General features: G+C 70.5%; 20 protein-coding genes and 1 pseudogene. 14 read left to right on the forward strand and 7 right to left on the reverse strand.

Annotated elements, in window-relative coordinates; all coding sequences use genetic code 11:
* The first annotated feature begins 15 nt into the window (after nt 1–15).
* The 3 genes from ACRAKI_RS04125 to ACRAKI_RS04135 are packed head-to-tail and all read left to right on the forward strand — an operon-like array spanning nt 16 to nt 1,619.
* Complete coding sequence (locus ACRAKI_RS04125) at nt 16–450, forward strand: SRPBCC domain-containing protein (RefSeq protein ID WP_447005715.1); 435 nt, start codon at nt 16–18, stop codon at nt 448–450.
* Nucleotides 440–823, forward strand: coding sequence for an ArsR/SmtB family transcription factor (locus tag ACRAKI_RS04130; RefSeq protein ID WP_447005716.1), 384 nt, complete (start codon nt 440–442; stop codon nt 821–823). The genes ACRAKI_RS04125 and ACRAKI_RS04130 overlap by 11 nt, the downstream gene beginning before the upstream one ends.
* On the forward strand, nt 816–1,619 hold the full coding sequence (locus ACRAKI_RS04135; RefSeq protein ID WP_447005717.1) for a DUF899 domain-containing protein: 804 nt from the start codon (nt 816–818) through the stop codon (nt 1,617–1,619). Before ACRAKI_RS04130 ends, ACRAKI_RS04135 begins: the two co-directional genes overlap by 8 nt.
* A 210-nt stretch (nt 1,620–1,829) precedes the next feature.
* Here the strand turns inward: ACRAKI_RS04135 and ACRAKI_RS04140 are convergent, their stop codons facing one another.
* On the reverse strand, nt 1,830–2,963 hold the full coding sequence (locus ACRAKI_RS04140) for an Mrp/NBP35 family ATP-binding protein (protein WP_447005718.1): 1,134 nt from the start codon (nt 2,961–2,963) through the stop codon (nt 1,830–1,832).
* A 133-nt stretch (nt 2,964–3,096) separates the two neighbouring features.
* On the opposite strand from ACRAKI_RS04140, the gene ACRAKI_RS04145 reads away from it, so the two are divergent.
* Complete coding sequence (locus ACRAKI_RS04145) at nt 3,097–3,558, forward strand: MarR family winged helix-turn-helix transcriptional regulator (protein WP_447005719.1); 462 nt, start codon at nt 3,097–3,099, stop codon at nt 3,556–3,558.
* 39 nt (nt 3,559–3,597) lie between these two features.
* Here ACRAKI_RS04145 and ACRAKI_RS04150 read toward each other — a convergent pair whose 3' ends face one another.
* The 4 genes from ACRAKI_RS04150 to ACRAKI_RS04165 all read right to left on the reverse strand — a co-directional run bounded on the left by ACRAKI_RS04150 (nt 3,598) and on the right by ACRAKI_RS04165 (nt 6,690).
* Nucleotides 3,598–4,191, reverse strand: a complete 594-nt coding sequence (locus ACRAKI_RS04150) for a DUF1003 domain-containing protein (RefSeq protein ID WP_447005720.1) — start codon at nt 4,189–4,191, stop codon at nt 3,598–3,600.
* Nucleotides 4,184–5,437: a magnesium transporter MgtE N-terminal domain-containing protein gene (locus ACRAKI_RS04155; protein WP_447005721.1), complete on the reverse strand. Its 1,254-nt coding sequence runs from the start codon at nt 5,435–5,437 to the stop codon at nt 4,184–4,186. Before ACRAKI_RS04155 ends, ACRAKI_RS04150 begins: the two co-directional genes overlap by 8 nt.
* Nucleotides 5,438–5,500: 63 nt before the next feature.
* A complete protein-coding gene (locus tag ACRAKI_RS04160; protein ID WP_447005722.1) occupies nt 5,501–6,358 on the reverse strand; it encodes an aminoglycoside phosphotransferase family protein in 858 nt (285 codons plus the stop codon).
* Entirely contained in the window at nt 6,355–6,690 is a 336-nt protein-coding gene (locus ACRAKI_RS04165; RefSeq protein WP_447005723.1) for a hypothetical protein, read from the reverse strand. Before ACRAKI_RS04165 ends, ACRAKI_RS04160 begins: the two co-directional genes overlap by 4 nt.
* Nucleotides 6,691–6,804: 114 nt before the next feature.
* Here ACRAKI_RS04165 and ACRAKI_RS04170 point away from each other — a divergent pair, with 114 nt between their 5' ends.
* Nucleotides 6,805–7,764, forward strand: coding sequence for an HpcH/HpaI aldolase/citrate lyase family protein (locus ACRAKI_RS04170; RefSeq protein ID WP_447005724.1), 960 nt, complete (start codon nt 6,805–6,807; stop codon nt 7,762–7,764).
* A 107-nt stretch (nt 7,765–7,871) separates the two neighbouring features.
* The gene (locus ACRAKI_RS04175; RefSeq protein WP_447005725.1) at nt 7,872–8,033 is read left to right on the forward strand and encodes a hypothetical protein; all 162 of its coding nucleotides are present in this window, start codon (nt 7,872–7,874) and stop codon (nt 8,031–8,033) included.
* A 73-nt stretch (nt 8,034–8,106) separates the two neighbouring features.
* Here ACRAKI_RS04175 and ACRAKI_RS04180 read toward each other — a convergent pair whose 3' ends face one another.
* Nucleotides 8,107–8,397, reverse strand: a complete 291-nt coding sequence (locus ACRAKI_RS04180; protein ID WP_447005726.1) for a DUF4190 domain-containing protein — start codon at nt 8,395–8,397, stop codon at nt 8,107–8,109.
* A gap of 145 nt (nt 8,398–8,542) precedes the next feature.
* Between ACRAKI_RS04180 and ACRAKI_RS04185 the strand changes: the two genes are divergently transcribed.
* From ACRAKI_RS04185 to ACRAKI_RS04215, 7 genes are all read left to right on the forward strand, one after another.
* Nucleotides 8,543–9,739, forward strand: a complete 1,197-nt coding sequence (locus ACRAKI_RS04185) for an acyl-CoA dehydrogenase family protein (RefSeq protein ID WP_447005727.1) — start codon at nt 8,543–8,545, stop codon at nt 9,737–9,739.
* A 269-nt stretch (nt 9,740–10,008) separates the two neighbouring features.
* Nucleotides 10,009–10,536: a general stress protein gene (locus tag ACRAKI_RS04190; RefSeq protein ID WP_447005728.1), complete on the forward strand. Its 528-nt coding sequence runs from the start codon at nt 10,009–10,011 to the stop codon at nt 10,534–10,536.
* Between the two features lie 173 nt (nt 10,537–10,709).
* Nucleotides 10,710–11,969, forward strand: coding sequence for an ABC transporter substrate-binding protein (locus ACRAKI_RS04195; RefSeq protein WP_447005729.1), 1,260 nt, complete (start codon nt 10,710–10,712; stop codon nt 11,967–11,969).
* 8 nt (nt 11,970–11,977) lie between these two features.
* A complete protein-coding gene (locus ACRAKI_RS04200; protein ID WP_447008329.1) occupies nt 11,978–12,922 on the forward strand; it encodes a carbohydrate ABC transporter permease in 945 nt (314 codons plus the stop codon).
* Nucleotides 12,922–13,767, forward strand: coding sequence for a carbohydrate ABC transporter permease (locus tag ACRAKI_RS04205; protein WP_447005730.1), 846 nt, complete (start codon nt 12,922–12,924; stop codon nt 13,765–13,767). The genes ACRAKI_RS04200 and ACRAKI_RS04205 overlap by 1 nt, the downstream gene beginning before the upstream one ends.
* A gap of 4 nt (nt 13,768–13,771) precedes the next feature.
* A complete protein-coding gene (locus ACRAKI_RS04210) occupies nt 13,772–14,953 on the forward strand; it encodes an ABC transporter ATP-binding protein (RefSeq protein WP_447005731.1) in 1,182 nt (393 codons plus the stop codon).
* Between the two features lie 257 nt (nt 14,954–15,210).
* A complete protein-coding gene (locus tag ACRAKI_RS04215) occupies nt 15,211–16,098 on the forward strand; it encodes an SDR family NAD(P)-dependent oxidoreductase (protein ID WP_447005732.1) in 888 nt (295 codons plus the stop codon).
* A gap of 43 nt (nt 16,099–16,141) precedes the next feature.
* On the opposite strand, the pseudogene ACRAKI_RS04220 reads toward ACRAKI_RS04215, so the two are convergent.
* Nucleotides 16,142–16,303 (reverse strand): annotated as a pseudogene (locus ACRAKI_RS04220) (sugar O-acetyltransferase); the annotation flags it as partial.
* 218 nt (nt 16,304–16,521) lie between these two features.
* Here ACRAKI_RS04220 and ACRAKI_RS04225 point away from each other — a divergent pair.
* Nucleotides 16,522–17,493, forward strand: coding sequence for a hypothetical protein (locus ACRAKI_RS04225; RefSeq protein WP_447005733.1), 972 nt, complete (start codon nt 16,522–16,524; stop codon nt 17,491–17,493).
* The last annotated feature ends 7 nt before the right edge of the window (nt 17,494–17,500 follow it).

Here is a 17,500-nt window from a genome sequence, read left to right on the forward strand (position 1 = left end):
TTGTGGAGGCTGGGCATGGGTTTTCCTGACCGCATCGAACGGACCGTGGACCTCGCCGGGCCGCCGTGCGACGTGTGGGCGGCGCTGACCACGGCCGAGGGCTTGGGCACCTGGCTCGGCAACAAGGGGGCGACGATCGACCTCCGTCCGGGCGGGCTGGCCACCATCGACTGGAAGGACGGCCCCGCCGCCACGCTGAGGGTCGAGCGCGTCGAGGAGCCGACGTCGTTCGCGTTCACCTGGCGCGTCCACGGCATGCCCGACGACGACCCGCGCCGCACCTACGTCGAGTTCACGCTCGAACCGGTCGGCACGGGCACCCGGTTGAAGGTCGTCGAGTCCGGCTTCGCCCAGCTGCCCGAGGACGGCCACGACCGGGCGTACCAGGCCCACGGCGAGGGGTGGACCCACGAACTCGGGGAACTCGTCGCCTACGTCGATGCCGCCTGACGCGGAGGCGGTCGCCGAGCAGGTCTTCGCCGCCCTGGCGGACCGGACCCGACGCTCCATCCTGGCCGCGCTGGCCTCCGCGGGTCCGGCCACGGCCACGGACCTGGCCGCCCGCCTGCCGATCACCCGTCAGGCGATCGCCAAGCACCTGGCCCTGCTGTCCGACGCCGGCCTGGTCACGGCCGAACCGGGGGAGCGGCGCCGGGTGCGGTACCGGGTCCGCTCCGCCCCGATGCGCGTGGCGCAGCAGTTCCTCGCGCTGCTCGCCCGCGATTGGGACAGCGCGCTCGACGCGTTGAAGGAACACTTCGAGCGGAATGCCGGCGCACCGACGACGGACCCGCCTGACGAAACCAGAGGATCCGATGGTTGACCGCACGTCCACCACGATGAAGACGCCCCCGATCGTCACGCCGCAGGAGTGGGAGGAGGCGCGCCAACGGCTGCTGGTGCAGGAGAAGGAGCTCACCCGCGCCCGGGACGCGCTGGCCGCGCAGCGCCGCCGGATGCCGTGGCTGGAGGTGCAGGAGCAGTACGAGTTCGACGGGCCCGGTGGCAGGGTGAGCTTGCTCGACCTGTTCGAGGGGCGCCGCCAGCTGATCGTCTACCGCGCCTTCCTGGAGCCGGGTGTGTTCGGCTGGCCCGACCACGCGTGCCGCGGCTGTTCCATGGTGGCCGACCAGGTCGCCCACCTCGCCCACCTGCACGCCCGGAACACCAGCCTCGTCTTCGCCTCCCGCGCGCCGCAGCCCGACATCCGGCGGGTGAAGGAGCGGATGGGCTGGACGATGCCCTGGTTCACCATCACCGACGACTTCGACGCCGACTTCGGCGTGGACGAGTGGCACGGCACGAACGCGTTCATCCGCGACGGCGACCGCGTGTTCCGCACCTACTTCGTCAACGCCCGCGGCGACGAGGCGATGGGGAACACCTGGAGCTACCTCGACCTGACCGCGCTCGGCCGGCAGGAGGAGTGGGAGGACTCGCCCGAGGGCTACCCGCAGGAGCCGCCCTACCAGTGGTGGAACTGGCACGACGAGTACGGCGACGCCGAGGTGGCGCCGGAGTGGCTGGCCAAGGTCGAGCTGTCCGGAGCCCGCGGCGGCGGGCGGGCCGAGACCAAGCCCGTCGAAGCCGGGCAGGCGGGGTGCGGCTGTTCGCAATGACCGGTGCCGACCGGACAACGCGCTGGTCGGCTGGTCCTGATCGTCCACTCCGCGCCGCCCGTGCGGTTCGCGCGTCCGGCAAGTGGAGTGTCGCGCCGACACGCATCCGCTCGTGCGGTCCTGCCCGCGTGCCCCGGAACCCGATCGTTACCGAGGGTGTTCGCACTCCCGGGAACGATCGGCGTTCGGCACGGCGGAACGAGAGAGCGGTCAGCGCCCGGCCGGGGTGACGTTCAGCAGCCGCCCGGCGAGCCCGCGCGACCGGGTGGTCAGCTTGGCCGCCACGGACGTCAGCACCTGGCCGGCCGCCGAGTCGGGGTGCGCCAGCACGATCGGCGTGCCCGAGTCGCCCTGCTCGCGCAGCCGCGGGTCGAGCGGCACCTGGCCCAGCAGCGGCACGTCCGCGCCGATGGCCTGGGTGAGCGAGTCCGCCACGGCCTGCCCGCCACCGGCGCCGAACACGTCCATCCGCGTCCCGTCCGGCAGCTCCAGCCACGACATGTTCTCGATGACGCCCGCCACCCGCTGCCGCGTCTGCAACGCGATCGCCCCGGCCCGCTCGGCCACCTCGGCCGCCGCCTGCTGCGGCGTCGTCACGACCAGGATCTCCGCGTTCGGCACGAGCTGCGCCACCGAGATGGCGATGTCGCCGGTGCCCGGCGGCAGGTCGAGCAGCAGCACGTCGAGGTCACCCCAGAACACGTCCGCCAGGAACTGCTGCAACGCCCGGTGCAGCATCGGGCCGCGCCACACCACCGGCGCGTTGCCCGGCGTGAACATGCCGATCGAGATCAGCTTCACCCCGTGCGCCTGCGGCGGCATGATCATCTTCTCGACCTGGGTGGGCTTGGCGTCCGTGCCCAGCATCCGCGGGATCGAGTGACCGTAGATGTCGGCGTCCACCACGCCGACGGACAGCCCGCGCGCGGCCATCGCGACGGCCAGGTTCACCGTCACCGAGGACTTGCCGACACCGCCCTTGCCCGACGCGACGCAGTACACCCGCGTCAGCGAGCCGGGCTGCGCGAACGGGATCACCGGCTCCTCGACGCCACCGCGCAGCGACTTGCGCAGCTCCGTGCGCTGCGCGTCGCTCATCACGTCGAGCTCGACGCGGACACCGGTCACGCCGTCGAGCGCGGACACGGCGGCCGTCACGTCGGCGGTGATCTTGTCGCGCAGCGGGCAGCCGGAGACGGTCAGGAACACCGCCACGTCCACTACCCCGTCGTCACCGACCACGACGCCCTTGACCATGCCGAGGTCGGTGATGGGGCGCCGGATCTCCGGGTCCTGCACACCGGCCAACGCCTTCTGCACGTCGTCAACGGAGGGAAGAGTCACTGGGAACGCCTTCGGAAGATGTGGTGGGACCGCCATGCTACGGCGGGCCGTGCACCTCCAAGCTACCGGTCGGTCACCCCTGTTCCGGGGGCAGCGGGAAGTCGGTCGCGTGCTTTCCGTAACATCGGTATCCGTGCCGGAAACCGGATCTGCCCGGTTGCCCACCCGTACCGAGCTGGGGGTGTGGCGATCCTTCCTCCGGGCGCACGCGAGGCTCACCAGGGTCCTGGAAGCCGAACTGCTCGCCGAGCAACGCCTGTCGCTCGCGGCCTACGACGTCCTGGTCCAGTTGGCGGAGGCGCCGCTGTACCGACTGCGGATGACGGAGCTGGCGGACGCCGTGCTGCTGTCCCGCTCCGGCGTGACGAGACTCGTCGACCGCCTCGAACGCGCGGGCCTGGTGCTGCGGGAACGTGCCGACGGCGACGGGCGCGGCGTGGTGGCGGTGCTCACCCCGCAGGGCGTGGACCGGCTGCGGACCGCGTCCGGCACGCACCTGGCGGGCGTGGCGCGGCACTTCGCCGAGGCGTTCGACCAGGCGGAGCTGGAGGCGTTCGGCCGGACGTGCGACCGACTCGGCACGGCTGAGCCCTGACCCCGCCCGGTCCTCGACCCGGCTGATCCCCGACCCGGCTCAGGGCGACACGTCGTCCTTCGCGGACTCCTCGGCCTTGCCGTCCTTGCCCGAGGCCTTGCCTTCTCTGCCGGAGTCCTTGCCGCCGGACCCCTTGCCGGACTCCTTGCTGCCGTACTCCTTGCCGGAGCGCTTGCGGTCTCGGAACACGCGTTCCAGCTCGCTGCGCAGGTAGTCCCGGGTGGCCACCTCGCCGACCGCGATCCGCAGCGCGGCCAGCTCGCGGGCCATGTACTCGGTGTCGGCCTTGGTCTGCGCGGCCCGCGCCCGGTCCTCCTCCAGCGACACCCGGTCCCGGTCGTCCTGCCGGTTCTGCGCGAGCAGGATCAGCGGCGCGGCGTACGCGGCCTGGGTGGAGAACGCCAGGTTGAGCAGGATGAACGGGTACGGGTCCCAGCGCAGCGTCACCGCGAACAGGTTCAGCGTGATCCACACGATCACCATCAGGGTCTGCCAGAACAGGAACTTCCCGGTGCCGAGGAACCTGGCCAGCCGCTCGGAGAACCGCCCGAAGGCCTCCGGGTCCAGCGACAGCCGGAAGCGGCCGGGTGTGCGCGGCTGGTCGAGCCGCCGGCGCGGCAGCAGCTCAGGCATGGGTCAGCCCCGTCTCGCGCCAGTTCGCCGGCAGCAGGTGGTCCAGCACGTCGTCCACGGTGACCGCGCCGAGCAGGTGGTCGCTCTCGTCCACGACCGGCCCGCAGACCAGGTTGTACGCGGCGAAGTAGCGGGTCACGTCGCTCAGCGACGCGTTCGGCGACAACGTGGCCAGGTCGAGGTCCAGGACGCCCGCCACCAGGCTGGACGGCGGTTCGCGGAGCAGCCGCTGGATGTGCACGCAGCCCAGGTAGCGGCCGGTGGGCGTGGCCGTCGGCGGACGGCACACGAACACCATGCTGGCCAACGCGGGCGTGAGGTCCGGGTTGCGCACGTGGGCCAGCGCCTCGGCCACCGTCGCGTCCGGCGCGAGGACCACGGGCTCCGGCGTCATCAGGCCGCCCGCGGTGTCGTAGCTGTACTCCAGCAGCCGCCGGACCGGCTCGGACTCCTCCGGCTCCATCAGCTCCAGCAGCCGGTCCTTCTCGCCCTCGGGCAGCTCGGACAGCAGGTCCGCCGCGTCGTCCGGGTCCATCGCCTCCAGGATGTCCGCGGCGCGCTCGTCGTCCAGGTACGCGAGCAGGTCCTTCTGGTCCTCCTCGCCCAACTCCTCGATCACGTCGGCGAGCCGTTCGTCGTCCAGCGCCTCGGCCACCTCGTAGCGGCGCTTGAACGGCAGGCTGTGCAGGGCCAGCGCCACGTCGGCCGCGCGCATCGTCTCGAAGACCGCGACCAGGTGCTGCGCGCCCTGCGGCTGGCCGGCCAGCTCCGTCACCGACAGCCCGGTCAGGTCCTCCCAGTGCAGCACCTGCACCGGTCCGCGCCTGGCCAACCGCCCGGTGCGCTCGCGGACGGCGACCCTGGTCATCCGCCAGTCCCGGGTGCGGCTGGGTTCCATGGCGGCGTCCACCAGCACCGCGGCCCTGCCGTCGGCGAGCGTGACGCGGGCGTCCAGCAGTTCGCCGACGACCAGCACCTCGTTGGTGCGCTGGTGGAACTGGCGCAGGTTGACCGAACCAGTGGCGAGCGTCACCGCGTTCGGCTCGATCGAGGTGACCCGCAGCATCGGCACGAAGATGCGGCGGCGGGTGGCCAGCTCCAGCACCAGGCCGAGGACGCGGGGCGGCTGGCGGTCCACTCGCAGGCCGATGACCAGGTCACGGACCTTGCCGATGGATTCCCCGTCGGGTCCGAACACCGGCAGCCCGGCTAGTTGGGCGGCGAAGACCCGGTTCACGGCGACCACGTGATCAGGTTAGTCCGCCGACCGGCCCGCCGCTGCGTTCCACTGTGGACGGGATGGCGGAGATCACGGGCGCAGGGCGCGGGCGATGGCCTCGCAGGTCGCCGCCATGCCGACCGCGTCGACGTCCAGGCTCCACAGCCAGCTGTCGATCGCGCGGTAGAACGTCCAGCCGCGGGCGCGCTCGACGTCCAGCCCGGCGATGTCGCACAGCGCGGCGAACCGGTCGCGCACGCCGCGTTCGCCGTCCATCTCGCCGAACCTGTTCCAGAGCAACGGGATCACGCCGAACTCGGGGTCGCCGGACAGCGGTTTCGGGTCGATCATCACCCACGGCTCGCGGTCGCCCCGCAGCACGTTCTCGTAGTGCAGGTCCTCGTTGACGAGCGTGTCGCCGGCCGTGCCGGCGAGCGAACGGCCCAGCTCCTGGGCCAGGTGGACGAACGCGTCCGGCACCGGTCGGCCCAGTCCGGCGTTCTCCTCGACCAGGTCGTCCGGGAGGTGGCGGCGGAACTCCGGGCCGGCCGGGACGCCCAGCCGGCGGAGCAGCCCGCCGGTGACGGCCAGCGCCTCCTCGATCGGCACGTCGTTCAGGGTGCGGGTGTGGTCGAGGCGTTCGAGCAGGAGCGCGCCGTGCTCGTCGTCGTGGTCCAGCAGGTCCACCACGCCCCGGCCGCGCCACCTCTCCAGGGCCAGCGGCTCCTGCCGGGTCTCGGTGTCCAGCCAGGTGAGCTTCAGGGCGGCGGGGTGGCCGTCGGGGCGGCGGACCGGGAGGACGACGGCGACGTGGCCGTTGAGCAGGGGGCCGTCGGGGGTGAGGGACCAGCGGGCGCAGAACTTGGTGGCCAGGGAGGGCAGTGTGGCGCGCCAGGTCAGCGCGTCCTCGCCGAGGGTGAGGGCGAAGTCGTCGGGGACGGTGATCACGCGATCTCCAGGCGGTAGACCGATTCCCACTCCGGCCGGGCGTTGAGCCGGGCCGCTTCGAGTGCCTTGGCGGTGTCGTCGTCGGGTTCTGCCAGGTGCGCGGTGGCGGCGACGTCGACCAGGTGGGAGTGCGTGGTGGGGGAGCGGACGGTCACCGTGCAGGCGACGCCGTCCTCCAGCCCCGGGACCACCTGTTCCGTGCCGCCGACCGCCACCAGCACCGCGCCGTCGCGCCACAGCGCCCACACCAGCCTGGGTGCGTGGCCGGACGGCTCGACCCAGATCGCGGCGGCTTTGCGCAGCGCGTTGTCCAACACCTGCTCGATCTCCACCGGTTCAGCCTGCCACGGGCCTGTGAATCGGGACTCACGAAATAGCGGGCGGAACAGGTGCGTGCCACCCTTCGCACAACAGGAGTTACCGGCCGGTACGAGGAGGTACCCACAGTGGTCGACCAGCAGCGTCCCCGTCGCTCGTGTCTGGCCGTGCCCGGCTCGAGCCAGAAGATGATCGACAAGGCTCGCACGCTGCCCGCGGACCAGGTGTTCCTCGACCTGGAGGACGCGTGCGCGCCGCTGGCCAAGCCGGACGCGCGCAAGACCATCGTGGCGTCGTTGAACGAGGGCGGCTGGGGCTCGCGCGCCCGGGTGGTCCGGGTCAACGACTGGACCACCGAGTGGACGTACCGCGACGTCACCGAGGTCGTCGAGGGCGCGGGGGCCAACCTGGACTGCATCATGCTGCCCAAGGTGCAGACCGCGGAGCAGGTGCACGCGCTCGACCTGCTGCTGACGCAGATCGAGAAGACCATGGGCTACGAGGTCGGCCGGATCGGGATCGAGGCGCAGATCGAGAACGCCCTCGGCCTGATCAACGTCAACGCGATCGCCACCGCCTCGCCGCGGGTCGAGACGATCATCTTCGGGCCGGCCGACTTCATGGCGTCGATCAACATGAAGTCCCTGGTCGTCGGCGAGCAGCCGCCGGGCTACGACGTGGGCGACGCGTACCACTACATCCTGATGCAGATCCTGATGGCGGCGCGTGCGCACGACAAGCTGGCGATCGACGGCCCGTACCTCCAGATCCGCGACGTGGACGGCTTCAAGCGCGTGGCGGGTCGGTCGGCCGCCCTGGGCTTCGACGGCAAGTGGGTGCTGCACCCCGGCCAGATCGACGCGGCGAACGAGGTGTTCAGCCCCAAGCAGGACGACTACGACCACGCCGAGAACATCCTCGACGCGTACGACTACTTCACGTCCGAGGCGGGTGGCAAGCGCGGTGCGGTGATGCTCGGCGACGAGATGATCGACGAGGCGTCCCGCAAGATGGCCCTGGTCATCTCGGCCAAGGGGCGTGCCGCCGGCATGACCCGCACGAACGTGTGGTCGCCGCCGGAGGAGTGACTTCGGGTGCCGGTGAGGTCACGTGCCGTGGCCTCACCGGTGAGCATGCGCACAAGTCGTGGCCGCGATTGGCGATCACGGGGTGTCGCGTGTGCATGGTGGTGGGCGTGTCCAGACATCGAGCCCACCGCCGGCGGTGGTTCCAGCGCCGCCGTGACGACCTGCTGGAGCGCAGCTTCCGGTCCTGCCCGGCCTGCTCCGAGGAAGTCCACGTGTTCGCCGAGGTGTGCCGCCACTGCGGCGGCGCGCTGGAGCTGATCCGCGCCTGAGCAGCCGGACGTCCACCTGCCCCCGGTAGCGAGGGGGTGCGTGGTGTCCCGGTCCGGCCCGTGGCGACTGACCTCAGCGCGGGGCCGGCAGGTTGCCGACTTCCCGGTACAGCCACACCATCAGCACGACCCACAGCACGAACGCCAGCGCCCAGAGCACGGTCAGCACGACGCCGATGACCAGGCCGGCGGTGGCCATGCCCCAGCCCTCCTCGCCGGTCCGCCGGATCTGGTTGCGCGCCACGAAGCCGAGCGCGATGCCGACCGGGGCGCACAGGACCGCGGTGACCAGCGCGGCGATCGCCATCCCGTTGGTGCGCCTGGGCGGGTGGTAGCCGGGCTGCTGGTAGTGCGGATGCGACATCTCGGTCCCCCTGGCGGTCGATGCGGGCGCACAGGCTAACCCGCTGTTTCGGTTCAGCGGGTGGCGATGAGCACCTTCGTGGCGCGAACGCGCGTTAACCGGTCCATACTCGCCGGTAACCCGAGAGCTACGAAGGGAAAACGCGATGGCGCGCCTGGCCCGGACCGCAGGACTGACCGACGTCCAGGAGGAGATCCTGTCGACGGTCCGCACCTTCGTGGACAAGGAGATCATCCCGCACGCCCAGGCGCTGGAGCACGGGGACACCTACCCGGCCGACATCGTCGAGGGCATGAAGGAGATGGGCCTGTTCGGGCTCACCATCCCGGAGGAGTTCGGCGGGCTCGGCGAGTCCCTGCTCACCTACGCGCTGGTGGTCGAGCAGATCGCGCGCGGCTGGATGTCCGTGTCCGGTGTGATCAACACCCACTTCATCGTGGCGCACATGCTCAAGCAGCACGGCACGCCCGAGCAGCAGCAGGCGTACCTGCCGAGGATGGCGACCGGCGACGTGCGCGGCTCGTTCTCCATGTCCGAGCCCGAGCTGGGGTCCGACGTGGCCGCGATCCGGACGCGCGCGACGCGCGACGGCGACGACTTCGTCGTCAACGGCCAGAAGATGTGGCTCACCAACGGCGGCACGTCCAACCTCACCGCCGTCCTGGTCAAGACCGACGAGGGCGCGGAGAAGGCGCACCAGAACCTGACCACGTTCCTGGTGGAGAAGCCCGAGGGCTACGGCGAGGTCCTGCCGGGCCTCACCATCCCCGGCAAGATCGACAAGATGGGCTACAAGGGCGTCGACACCACCGAGATGGTGTTCGACGGCTTCAAGATCGCCGGCTCGCAGGTGCTCGGCGGCACGACCGGACGCGGTTTCCGGCACATGATGGACGGCGTCGAGGTCGGCCGGGTGAACGTGGCGGCGCGGGCGTGCGGCATCGCGTTGCGGTCCTTCGAGTTGGCCATCGAGTACGCCCAGCAGCGCAAGACCTTCGGCAAGCCGATCGTCGAGCACCAGGCCATCGCGTTCAAGCTGGCCGAGATGGCCACCAAGGTCGAGGCCGCCCACCTGATGATGGTCAACGCGGCGCGGCTGAAGGACTCCGGCGCGCGCAACGACGTCGAGGCGGGCATGGCGAAGCTCATCGCGTCCGAGTACTGCGCCGAGGTGACGCAGGAGGCGTTCCGCATCCACGGCGGCTACGGGTACTCCAAGGAGTACGAGATCGAGCGCCTGATGCGAGAGGCCCCGTTCCTGCTCATCGGCGAGGGCACCAGCGAGATCCAGAAGACGATCATCAGCCGGGGCCTGCTCCGCGACTACCAGTCCCGGGGCTGACGCGTCCGGGGGTCGCCGCGCGCACCCGGCAGCCCGACGAGCCGGGTGGACCGGGGGCGGTGGCTCGCGGCGGCCCGGACCTGTCGGGCGCCGTCCACTGCCGGACCGCGCCTGTGGGAAGCGGCGCGGAGCGACGGCGTAGCGTTGCGGCGTGGTGCTGCGACAAGCGCCCACATCACGTTCGCGTCAGTTTCGCGCGAACCCGTTTCGCGCTGGTCGCCCGGTGTTGGCAGGATGGGGTAGATCAGCACCGCGAAGAGGTGGTCACCGTGACGAGTTCCTTCTCCGGCCAGAACCGACCCGGGGCCCCGCCCCGCCTGCCCACCCCACCCACCGGTTGGCCCATCGGCTCGTACAGCACCTACGAGGAAGCGCAGCGGGCGGTCGACTTCCTGGCCGACGGGGACTTCCCCGTCCAGGAGGTCACGATCGTCGGCGTCGACCTGATGCTCGTCGAACGCGTCACCGGCAAGCTCACCTGGGGCCGCGTGCTCGGCACCGGCGCGGCGTCCGGCGCCTGGTTCGGCCTGTTCGTGGGCGTCCTGCTCAGCCTGTTCAACACGAGCCCCGACGCGAGCCTCGGCCCGATCGTCGCCGGCCTGGTCGTCGGTATCGCGTTCGGCCTCATCTTCGCCGCCGTGGGCTACGGCTCGGCGCGCGGCAAGAGGGACTTCCAGAGCGCCAGCCAGCTCGTCGCCGGCCGGTACGACGTGCTGTGCCAGCCCCGTTCGGCCGAGCGCGGCCGGGACCTGCTCGCCAAGCTCGCCCTGCGCCCCTCGGACGCCAAGCAAGACTGAGGTTTGGATGTCGACACCATCGGGTAAGGCCGTTCCGGGCTCCGGTGGTTGCGGCACCTGATCACCGGGCCTACGTTCGTTCCACCGGATGGCCTAGAGCCGTCCGGTGGGGCACGACGAGGTGCCGGGCGCTGCGGTCTGGCTCCTCCGTTGTCGGGAAGGAGGCAGGACCGATGAGGGGCAAGGGTCATCGGTTGGCCGCCGCAGGGGGCGCCGCGCTGATCGCGACGTCCGTGCTGGCGGGCTGTGGTTCGGGTGACGGCGGGATCACCATCAACGTCTACAAGTACCCGCAGGAGAACTTCCAGCAGATCGTCGACAACTGCAACGGGCAGGCCGACGGCTACCGGATCGTCTACCACAAGCTGCCGCGCGAGGCGGACGGCCAGCGCGAGCAGATGGTCCGCAGGCTCGCCGCCGGGGACACCGGCATGGACGTGCTGGCGCTCGACGTCACCTGGACCGCCGAGCTGGCCAAGGCCGGCTGGGTCAAGGAGTTCACCGGCGACGTCAAGGAGCAGGTCGAGGACGGCACGCTCGAGACGCCGCTGGAGACGGCCCGGTACGAGGGCAAGCTGTACGGCGCGCCGGACAACACCAACGTCCAGCTCCTCTGGTATCGCGGCGACCTCGTCCCCACGCCACCGAAGACGTGGGACGAGATGATCGGGACGGGCTCGGCGCTCGTCGCGGACGGCAACCCGGACACGCCGGGCCTGGTGGCGGCGCAGGGCAAGCAGTACGAGGGCCTCGTCGTCCTCTACAACACCCTCGTCCAGTCCGCCGGAGGCCGGATCCTGGACGAGAACGGCACGACCGCCGTGATCGACGACGGCGCGGTCCGGGCGCTGGAGGTGCTGAAGAGGTTCGCCACCTCCGACGTGGTGGACCCGTCGTTCTCCAACGCCGCCGAGGACGACGCCCGGCTGGCGATGGAGCGGGGCGACGCCGCGTTCATGCTCAACTGGCCGTACGTCTACGCCGCCGCGCAGGAGAAGCCCGACTTCGCGAAGAACCTGCGGTGGGCGCAGTACCCGTCGATCAACCCGGGTGAGCCGGCCGAGGTCACCGTCGGCGGCATCAACTACGCGGTCAGCGCGTTCACCGAGCACGCGGACGAGTCGTTCGACGCGGTGCTGTGCCTGCGCAACGCGGAGCACCAGAAGTTCGCGGCCATCAACGACGGCGTGCCGCCGACGATCGAGTCCGTCTACGAGGACCCGGAGATGGCCGAGCCGTACCCGATGAAGGAAGCCATCCTCGAGACGTTGAAGAACGCGAGCGCGCGTCCGGTCACGCCCGCGTACCAGAACGTCTCCACCGTGATCTCCACGATCCTGTCGCCGCCCGCGGACATCGACCCGCGGCGGACGGCGGACCGGCTGCGCGAGGAGCTCCAGGACGCGCTCGACTCGAAGGGGGTGCTGCCGTGAGCCACGCGCTGAACACCGACGCGGACGCCGATCCCGCCGGTCCGAAGCTGTCGCCGAAGGCCAAAGCCGCGGTCAGCGAGGGCAAGAAGGCCGAACGGCGGCTCGGCCTGCTGCTGTGCGCGCCCGCGATCCTCATCATGGCCGCGGTCGCGGGATGGCCGATCCTGTACTCGTTCTGGCTCTCGTTGCAGCGCTACGACCTCAAGTTCCCCGACCGGCGCGAGTTCATCGGCTTCGACAACTACGTCACCGTGCTGTCGAACACCTACTGGTGGAACGCGATGTGGGTGACGGTCGTGATCACCGTCGTGTCCGTGCTGATCGAACTGGTGCTCGGCATGGCGCTGGCGCTGATCATGCACCGCACCCTGGTCGGCCGGGGCATCGTGCGCACGTCCACGCTCATCCCGTACGGCATCGTCACGGTCGTCGCCGCGTTCTCGTGGCGCTACGCGTGGACCCCCGGCACCGGCTACCTGGCCGAGCTGGCGGGCGGCGACCCGGTGCTCACCGAGAAGATCCCGGCGCTCGCGGTCGTGATCCTGGCGGAGATCTGGAAGACCACGCCGTTCATGGCGCTGCTGCTGATGGCGGGCCTGGCGCTGGTCCCCGACGACCTGCTCAAGGCCGCCGCGATGGACGGCGCGTCCGCGTGGCAGCGGTTCACCAAGGTCATGGTGCCGGTGATGAAGCCGGCGATCCTGGTGGCGCTGCTGTTCCGCACGCTCGACGCGTTCCGCATCTTCGACAACCTGTTCGTGCTCACCGCCGGCTCCCAAGGCACCTCGTCGGTGTCGATGCTGACCTACAACAACCTGATCAAGGGGCTGAACCTGGGCATCGGCTCCACCATGTCGGTGCTCATCTTCATCGCGGTGGCGATCATCGCGTTCCTGTTCGTGAAGCTGTTCGGCACCGCTGCCCCCGGCAGCGACGGCGGGGGGAGGCGCTGATGGCGGGCATCGGCGGAGCCGTGACCACGGGCCGCAAGACGCGCTGGACGATCCTCAACGTCCTGGTCGTCGTGTACGCGCTGTTCCCGGTGCTGTGGATCGTGTCGCTGTCGTTCAAGACCAAGGAGACGCTGGCCGACGGCAACTTCATCCCGCGCCAGTGGACGTTCGACAACTACAAGGCGATCTTCTCCACCACGGAGTTCGTCCGCGCGCTGGTCAACTCGATCGGCATCGCGCTGATCGCCACGGCCGTCGCGGTCGTGTTCGGCACGATGGCCGCCTACGCGATCGCCCGGCTCGACTTCCCCGGCAAGCGCCTGCTGGTCGGGGTGTCGCTGCTGATCGCGATGTTCCCGCAGATCTCGCTGGTCTCGCCGCTGTTCGAGATCGAGCGGTCGCTGGGGCTGTTCGACACGTGGCTCGGCCTGATCCTGCCCTACATCACGTTCGCGCTGCCGCTGGCGATCTACACGCTGTCGGCGTTCTTCCGCGAGATCCCGTGGGAGCTGGAGAAGGCGGCGAAGATGGACGGCGCGACGCCGGGGCAGGCGTTCCGCCGGGTCATCGCGCCGCTGGCCGCGCCGGGCGTGTTCACCACGGCCATCCTGGTGTTCATCTTCTGCTGGAACGACTTCCTGTTCGCGATCTCGCTGACCTCCACCGAGCAGTCCCGCACGGTGCCGGTCGCGCTGTCGTTCTTCACCGGCAGCTCGCAGTTCGAGGACCCGACCGGGTCGATCGCCGCCGCCGCGGTGGTGATCACCATCCCGATCATCCTCTTCGTGTTGTTCTTCCAGCGTCGGATCGTCGCCGGGTTGACCTCCGGCGCCGTCAAGGGGTGAAGCAATGGCCGAGATCGTTCTGGACAACGTGACCAAGCAGTACCCCGACGGCGCGGTCGCCGTGCGGGACGTGGACATCGAGATCGCCGACGGCGAGTTCATCATCCTGGTCGGCCCGTCCGGCTGCGGGAAGTCCACCACCCTGAACATGATCGCCGGCCTGGAGGACATCACGGCCGGAGAGCTGCGCATCGGCGGCGAGCGGGTCAACGAGCGGGCGCCGAAGGACCGCGACATCGCGATGGTGTTCCAGTCCTACGCGCTGTACCCGCACATGACGGTGAAGGAGAACATGGCCTTCCCGCTGCGGCTGGCCAAAGTGGACGACACGACCGTGGAGAAGAAGGTCCGGGAGGCGGCGGAGATCCTGGACCTGATCCAGCACCTGGACCGCAAACCGTCCAACCTGTCCGGTGGTCAGCGGCAGCGGGTGGCGATGGGGCGGGCGATCGTGCGCAGCCCCAAGGCGTTCCTGATGGACGAGCCGCTGTCCAACCTGGACGCCAAGCTGCGCGTGCAGATGCGCACGTCGGTGTCGCGGCTGCAGAAGCAGCTCGGGACGACCACCGTGTACGTGACGCACGACCAGACCGAGGCGATGACGCTGGGTGACCGGGTGGTGGTGATGAGGGGAGGCGCGGTGCAGCAGATCGGCGCGCCGCAGTTCCTCTACGACAACCCGGCCAACCTGTTCGTCGCCGGGTTCATCGGCTCGCCCGCGATGAACTTCGTGCCGGCGTCGCTGGAGGACGGGATGCTGCGCACGGCGCTCGGCGACGTTCCGCTCACCGACCGGGTGCGCGGGTTGCTGGCCGGCGCCAAGGCGCCCGGTGAAGTGATCATGGGCTTGCGGCCCGAGCACTTCGAGGACGCCCGGTTGGTGGACGACACCGTTCGATCGAGCGGGGTCACCTTCACCAACCACGTGGACGTGCTGGAGTCGATGGGGTCGGACAAGTTCGCCTACTTCAGCCTGTCGGGTGAGCAGGCGACCTCGGCCGAGCTGGCCGAGCTGGCGGCCGACGCGGGCTCGGCCGACGTGCCCGGCGGCGGCGTGTCGCTGGTCGCCCGGATCTCCGCGACGTCCACCGCCGTGGAGGGCGAACCGGCCGAGATCTGGTTCGACGCGGACAAGGTGCAGCTGTTCGACCCGGGCAACGGGCGGAACCTCACCTACCGGGGCTGAAAGGGTTGCCGAAGGGCCGTTCACACTCGTCGGGGACGGCCCTCCGTGCTTCCAACGGGGGTCACGGGCCGTGGCCGACCAGTCGGGCGCATCGGCTCGGACGAACTCCATAGGCCATTCAGCGCAGCAAACCCACACCTCGCCGCAATTGTCCCGCCGATGCCGTCGCCGATCCCCACGCTGGGCGGAGGCGGGGACGACTCCGGCCGTAACGCGCCGGGGCAGGGGAATCCGCCGAGCACAGAGAAGAGCGCGAGATGGGGATTCTTGACGGCAAAGCAGTCGTGATCACCGGGGCGGGGCGGGGTCTCGGTGAGGCCTACGCGATGCACGCCGCGCAGGCGGGAGCGGCGGTCGTGGTCAACGACATCGACGCTGACCTGGCCGAACAGGTCGCCGAGCACATCCGGGCCTATGGCGGACGTGCGGTGGCGAGCGCGCACACGGTGGCCGACCCGAGCGAGGCCGAGAAGATCGTGGGAATGTGCCAGGCGGAGTTCGGCCGGGTGGACGGCCTGGTCAACAACGCGGGGCTGAACTACGAGGCAGTGCCCTGGGAGGACGAACCGGAATCGATCCGACGGGTCGTCGAGGTCAACCTCCTGGGGGTCATATACACCGGAATGGCGGCGATGCGGGTGATGCGCGAGCAGGGTTCCGGTTCGATCGTGAACATTTCGTCCGGGGCGTTTCTCGGCCAGCGCAAACTCGCCACCTACGCGGCGACCAAGGGGGCGGTGACGTCGCTCAGCTCGTCGTGGGCGCTCGACCTGGAAGCGGAGAACATCCGGGTGAACGCGGTGTGCCCGGTCGCGCACACCCGGATGGTGTGGAAGTCGGAGCGCTCCCTGCGGGCCATCCCCGCCGACCGGACCCCCGGCAAGGTCGCGCCGCTGGTGCTGTTCCTGCTCAGCGACGCTGCGGAGGGGATCACGGGCCAGATAGTCCGGTGCAACGGGCGGCAGCTGCACCTCGTCGGGCACCCGTACTTCAAGCAGCCGATCCTGGAGAGCGACACCTGGGACACCACGTCGGTGAAGCGCGCGTTCGACGGCGTCCTCCAAGCCCACCTCGAACCGTTCGGCCTGGAGAAGCGCATGCCGCCGCGCCTGCGCGAACTGGTCGAGCCCGGCCGGACGGCGTGAGACCGGCGGGGGAGTGCCGCCTCGCGTGGCACTTCCCCCTTCGCAGCTCCCGGATGACGCGGGAGGGGTTGCCGGCGGCCAGGACCCGTGGCGGGAGGTCCCGGGTCACCACGCTGCCGGCGCCGACGACGGTGTTCTCGCCGATGGTGACGCCGGGGCAGACGATGACGCCGCCGGCCGGCCACACGTTGTCGCCGATGGTGATCAGGTGGCGTAGTCGCACTGGAACCGCGGCATGACCCGGGAACCTCGCCGATCCGGCGAGCATGCGTTGCTTGTGATCAACCACGCGTCCCGGGGGTGGCCACGAGCGCTTGTCGGGGAGAGTTCACCTGATTGCCGAAACCCCCAGGGGCAAAACGAGACTGATCACTCCTTCGGGTGATCGCCCGATCGTCGGACCCCCCTGCCACCATGCTTGACATGGGTGCGCGCACTCCTCGGGTCACGGACTGGCGGCTGGTCGTGCAGTCGCGGCTGGACCGCGTCCGCGCCGACCTCGCCGCCCTCGGCGCCCCCGATCCGCTCGACCCGGAGAGCCGGGAGTGGCGTGCGGTGGCGGAGCAGGAGGCCGCCGTCGTCGAGGACATGATCACGCGCACCGAGTCGCGGTGGCGCGCGGTCGCGTCCTGGTGGTCCGGGTGGCACATCGAGCGCGCTTGGCGGTCGCTGCACGAGGCCGAGATCGCGGTCGTGGCGGCGGGCAACGGGTTCCTGGGTCGGCTGCCCGGCCTCAAGGCCCGCGTGGCGGAGAACCTGCCCGAGGACGACCCCCGCCGGGTCGCGCTGGAGGAGCTCCGGCCCGGCGAGTACCCGCTGGCCATCGAACGCGAACTCGTCATCGACGCGCTGCGGGCGGCGTTCGACGCGTCGGACTTCGCCCACGCCGGCTCGCGGGCCCTGCGGAACAAGCTGATCGCGACGTCGGTGGTGCTGTTCGTGGTCAACACCGTCCTGGGCGTCCTGGGCCTGGTCGAACCCGGGCTGATCCCGATGTGCGTCGGCTCGGAGAAGCTGCCGACGGTGTGCCCGTCGGGCAAGGGCGAGGCCGGCACGGACGTGTGGCTGATCCAGGTGCTCGGCGCGTTCGGGGCGGTGCTGTCGGCCGTCGTGCTGCTCCTGCGGCGGCGTCCCAGCCTGTCCCCGTACGTCATGGTCGGCTACCAGGCGCTGATCAAGGTGCTGCTGGGCGCGGCGCTGGCGGTGGTCGGCATCCTCGCCCTCGGCGCCGGCGTCACGACCGGCCTCATCGGCGTGGCCTCCCAGGCGGCCCTGCTGCTCTGGGCCGTGATCCTCGGCTACGGCCAGCAGGTCGCGACCCGCCTGCTGGACACCTACACGGACCGCGTCATGGACCAGGCCCGGCCACTGCCCAAGCTGGAGAGCCAGCGCTAGACCTCGT

The organism is Saccharothrix isguenensis, from assembly GCF_052936305.1.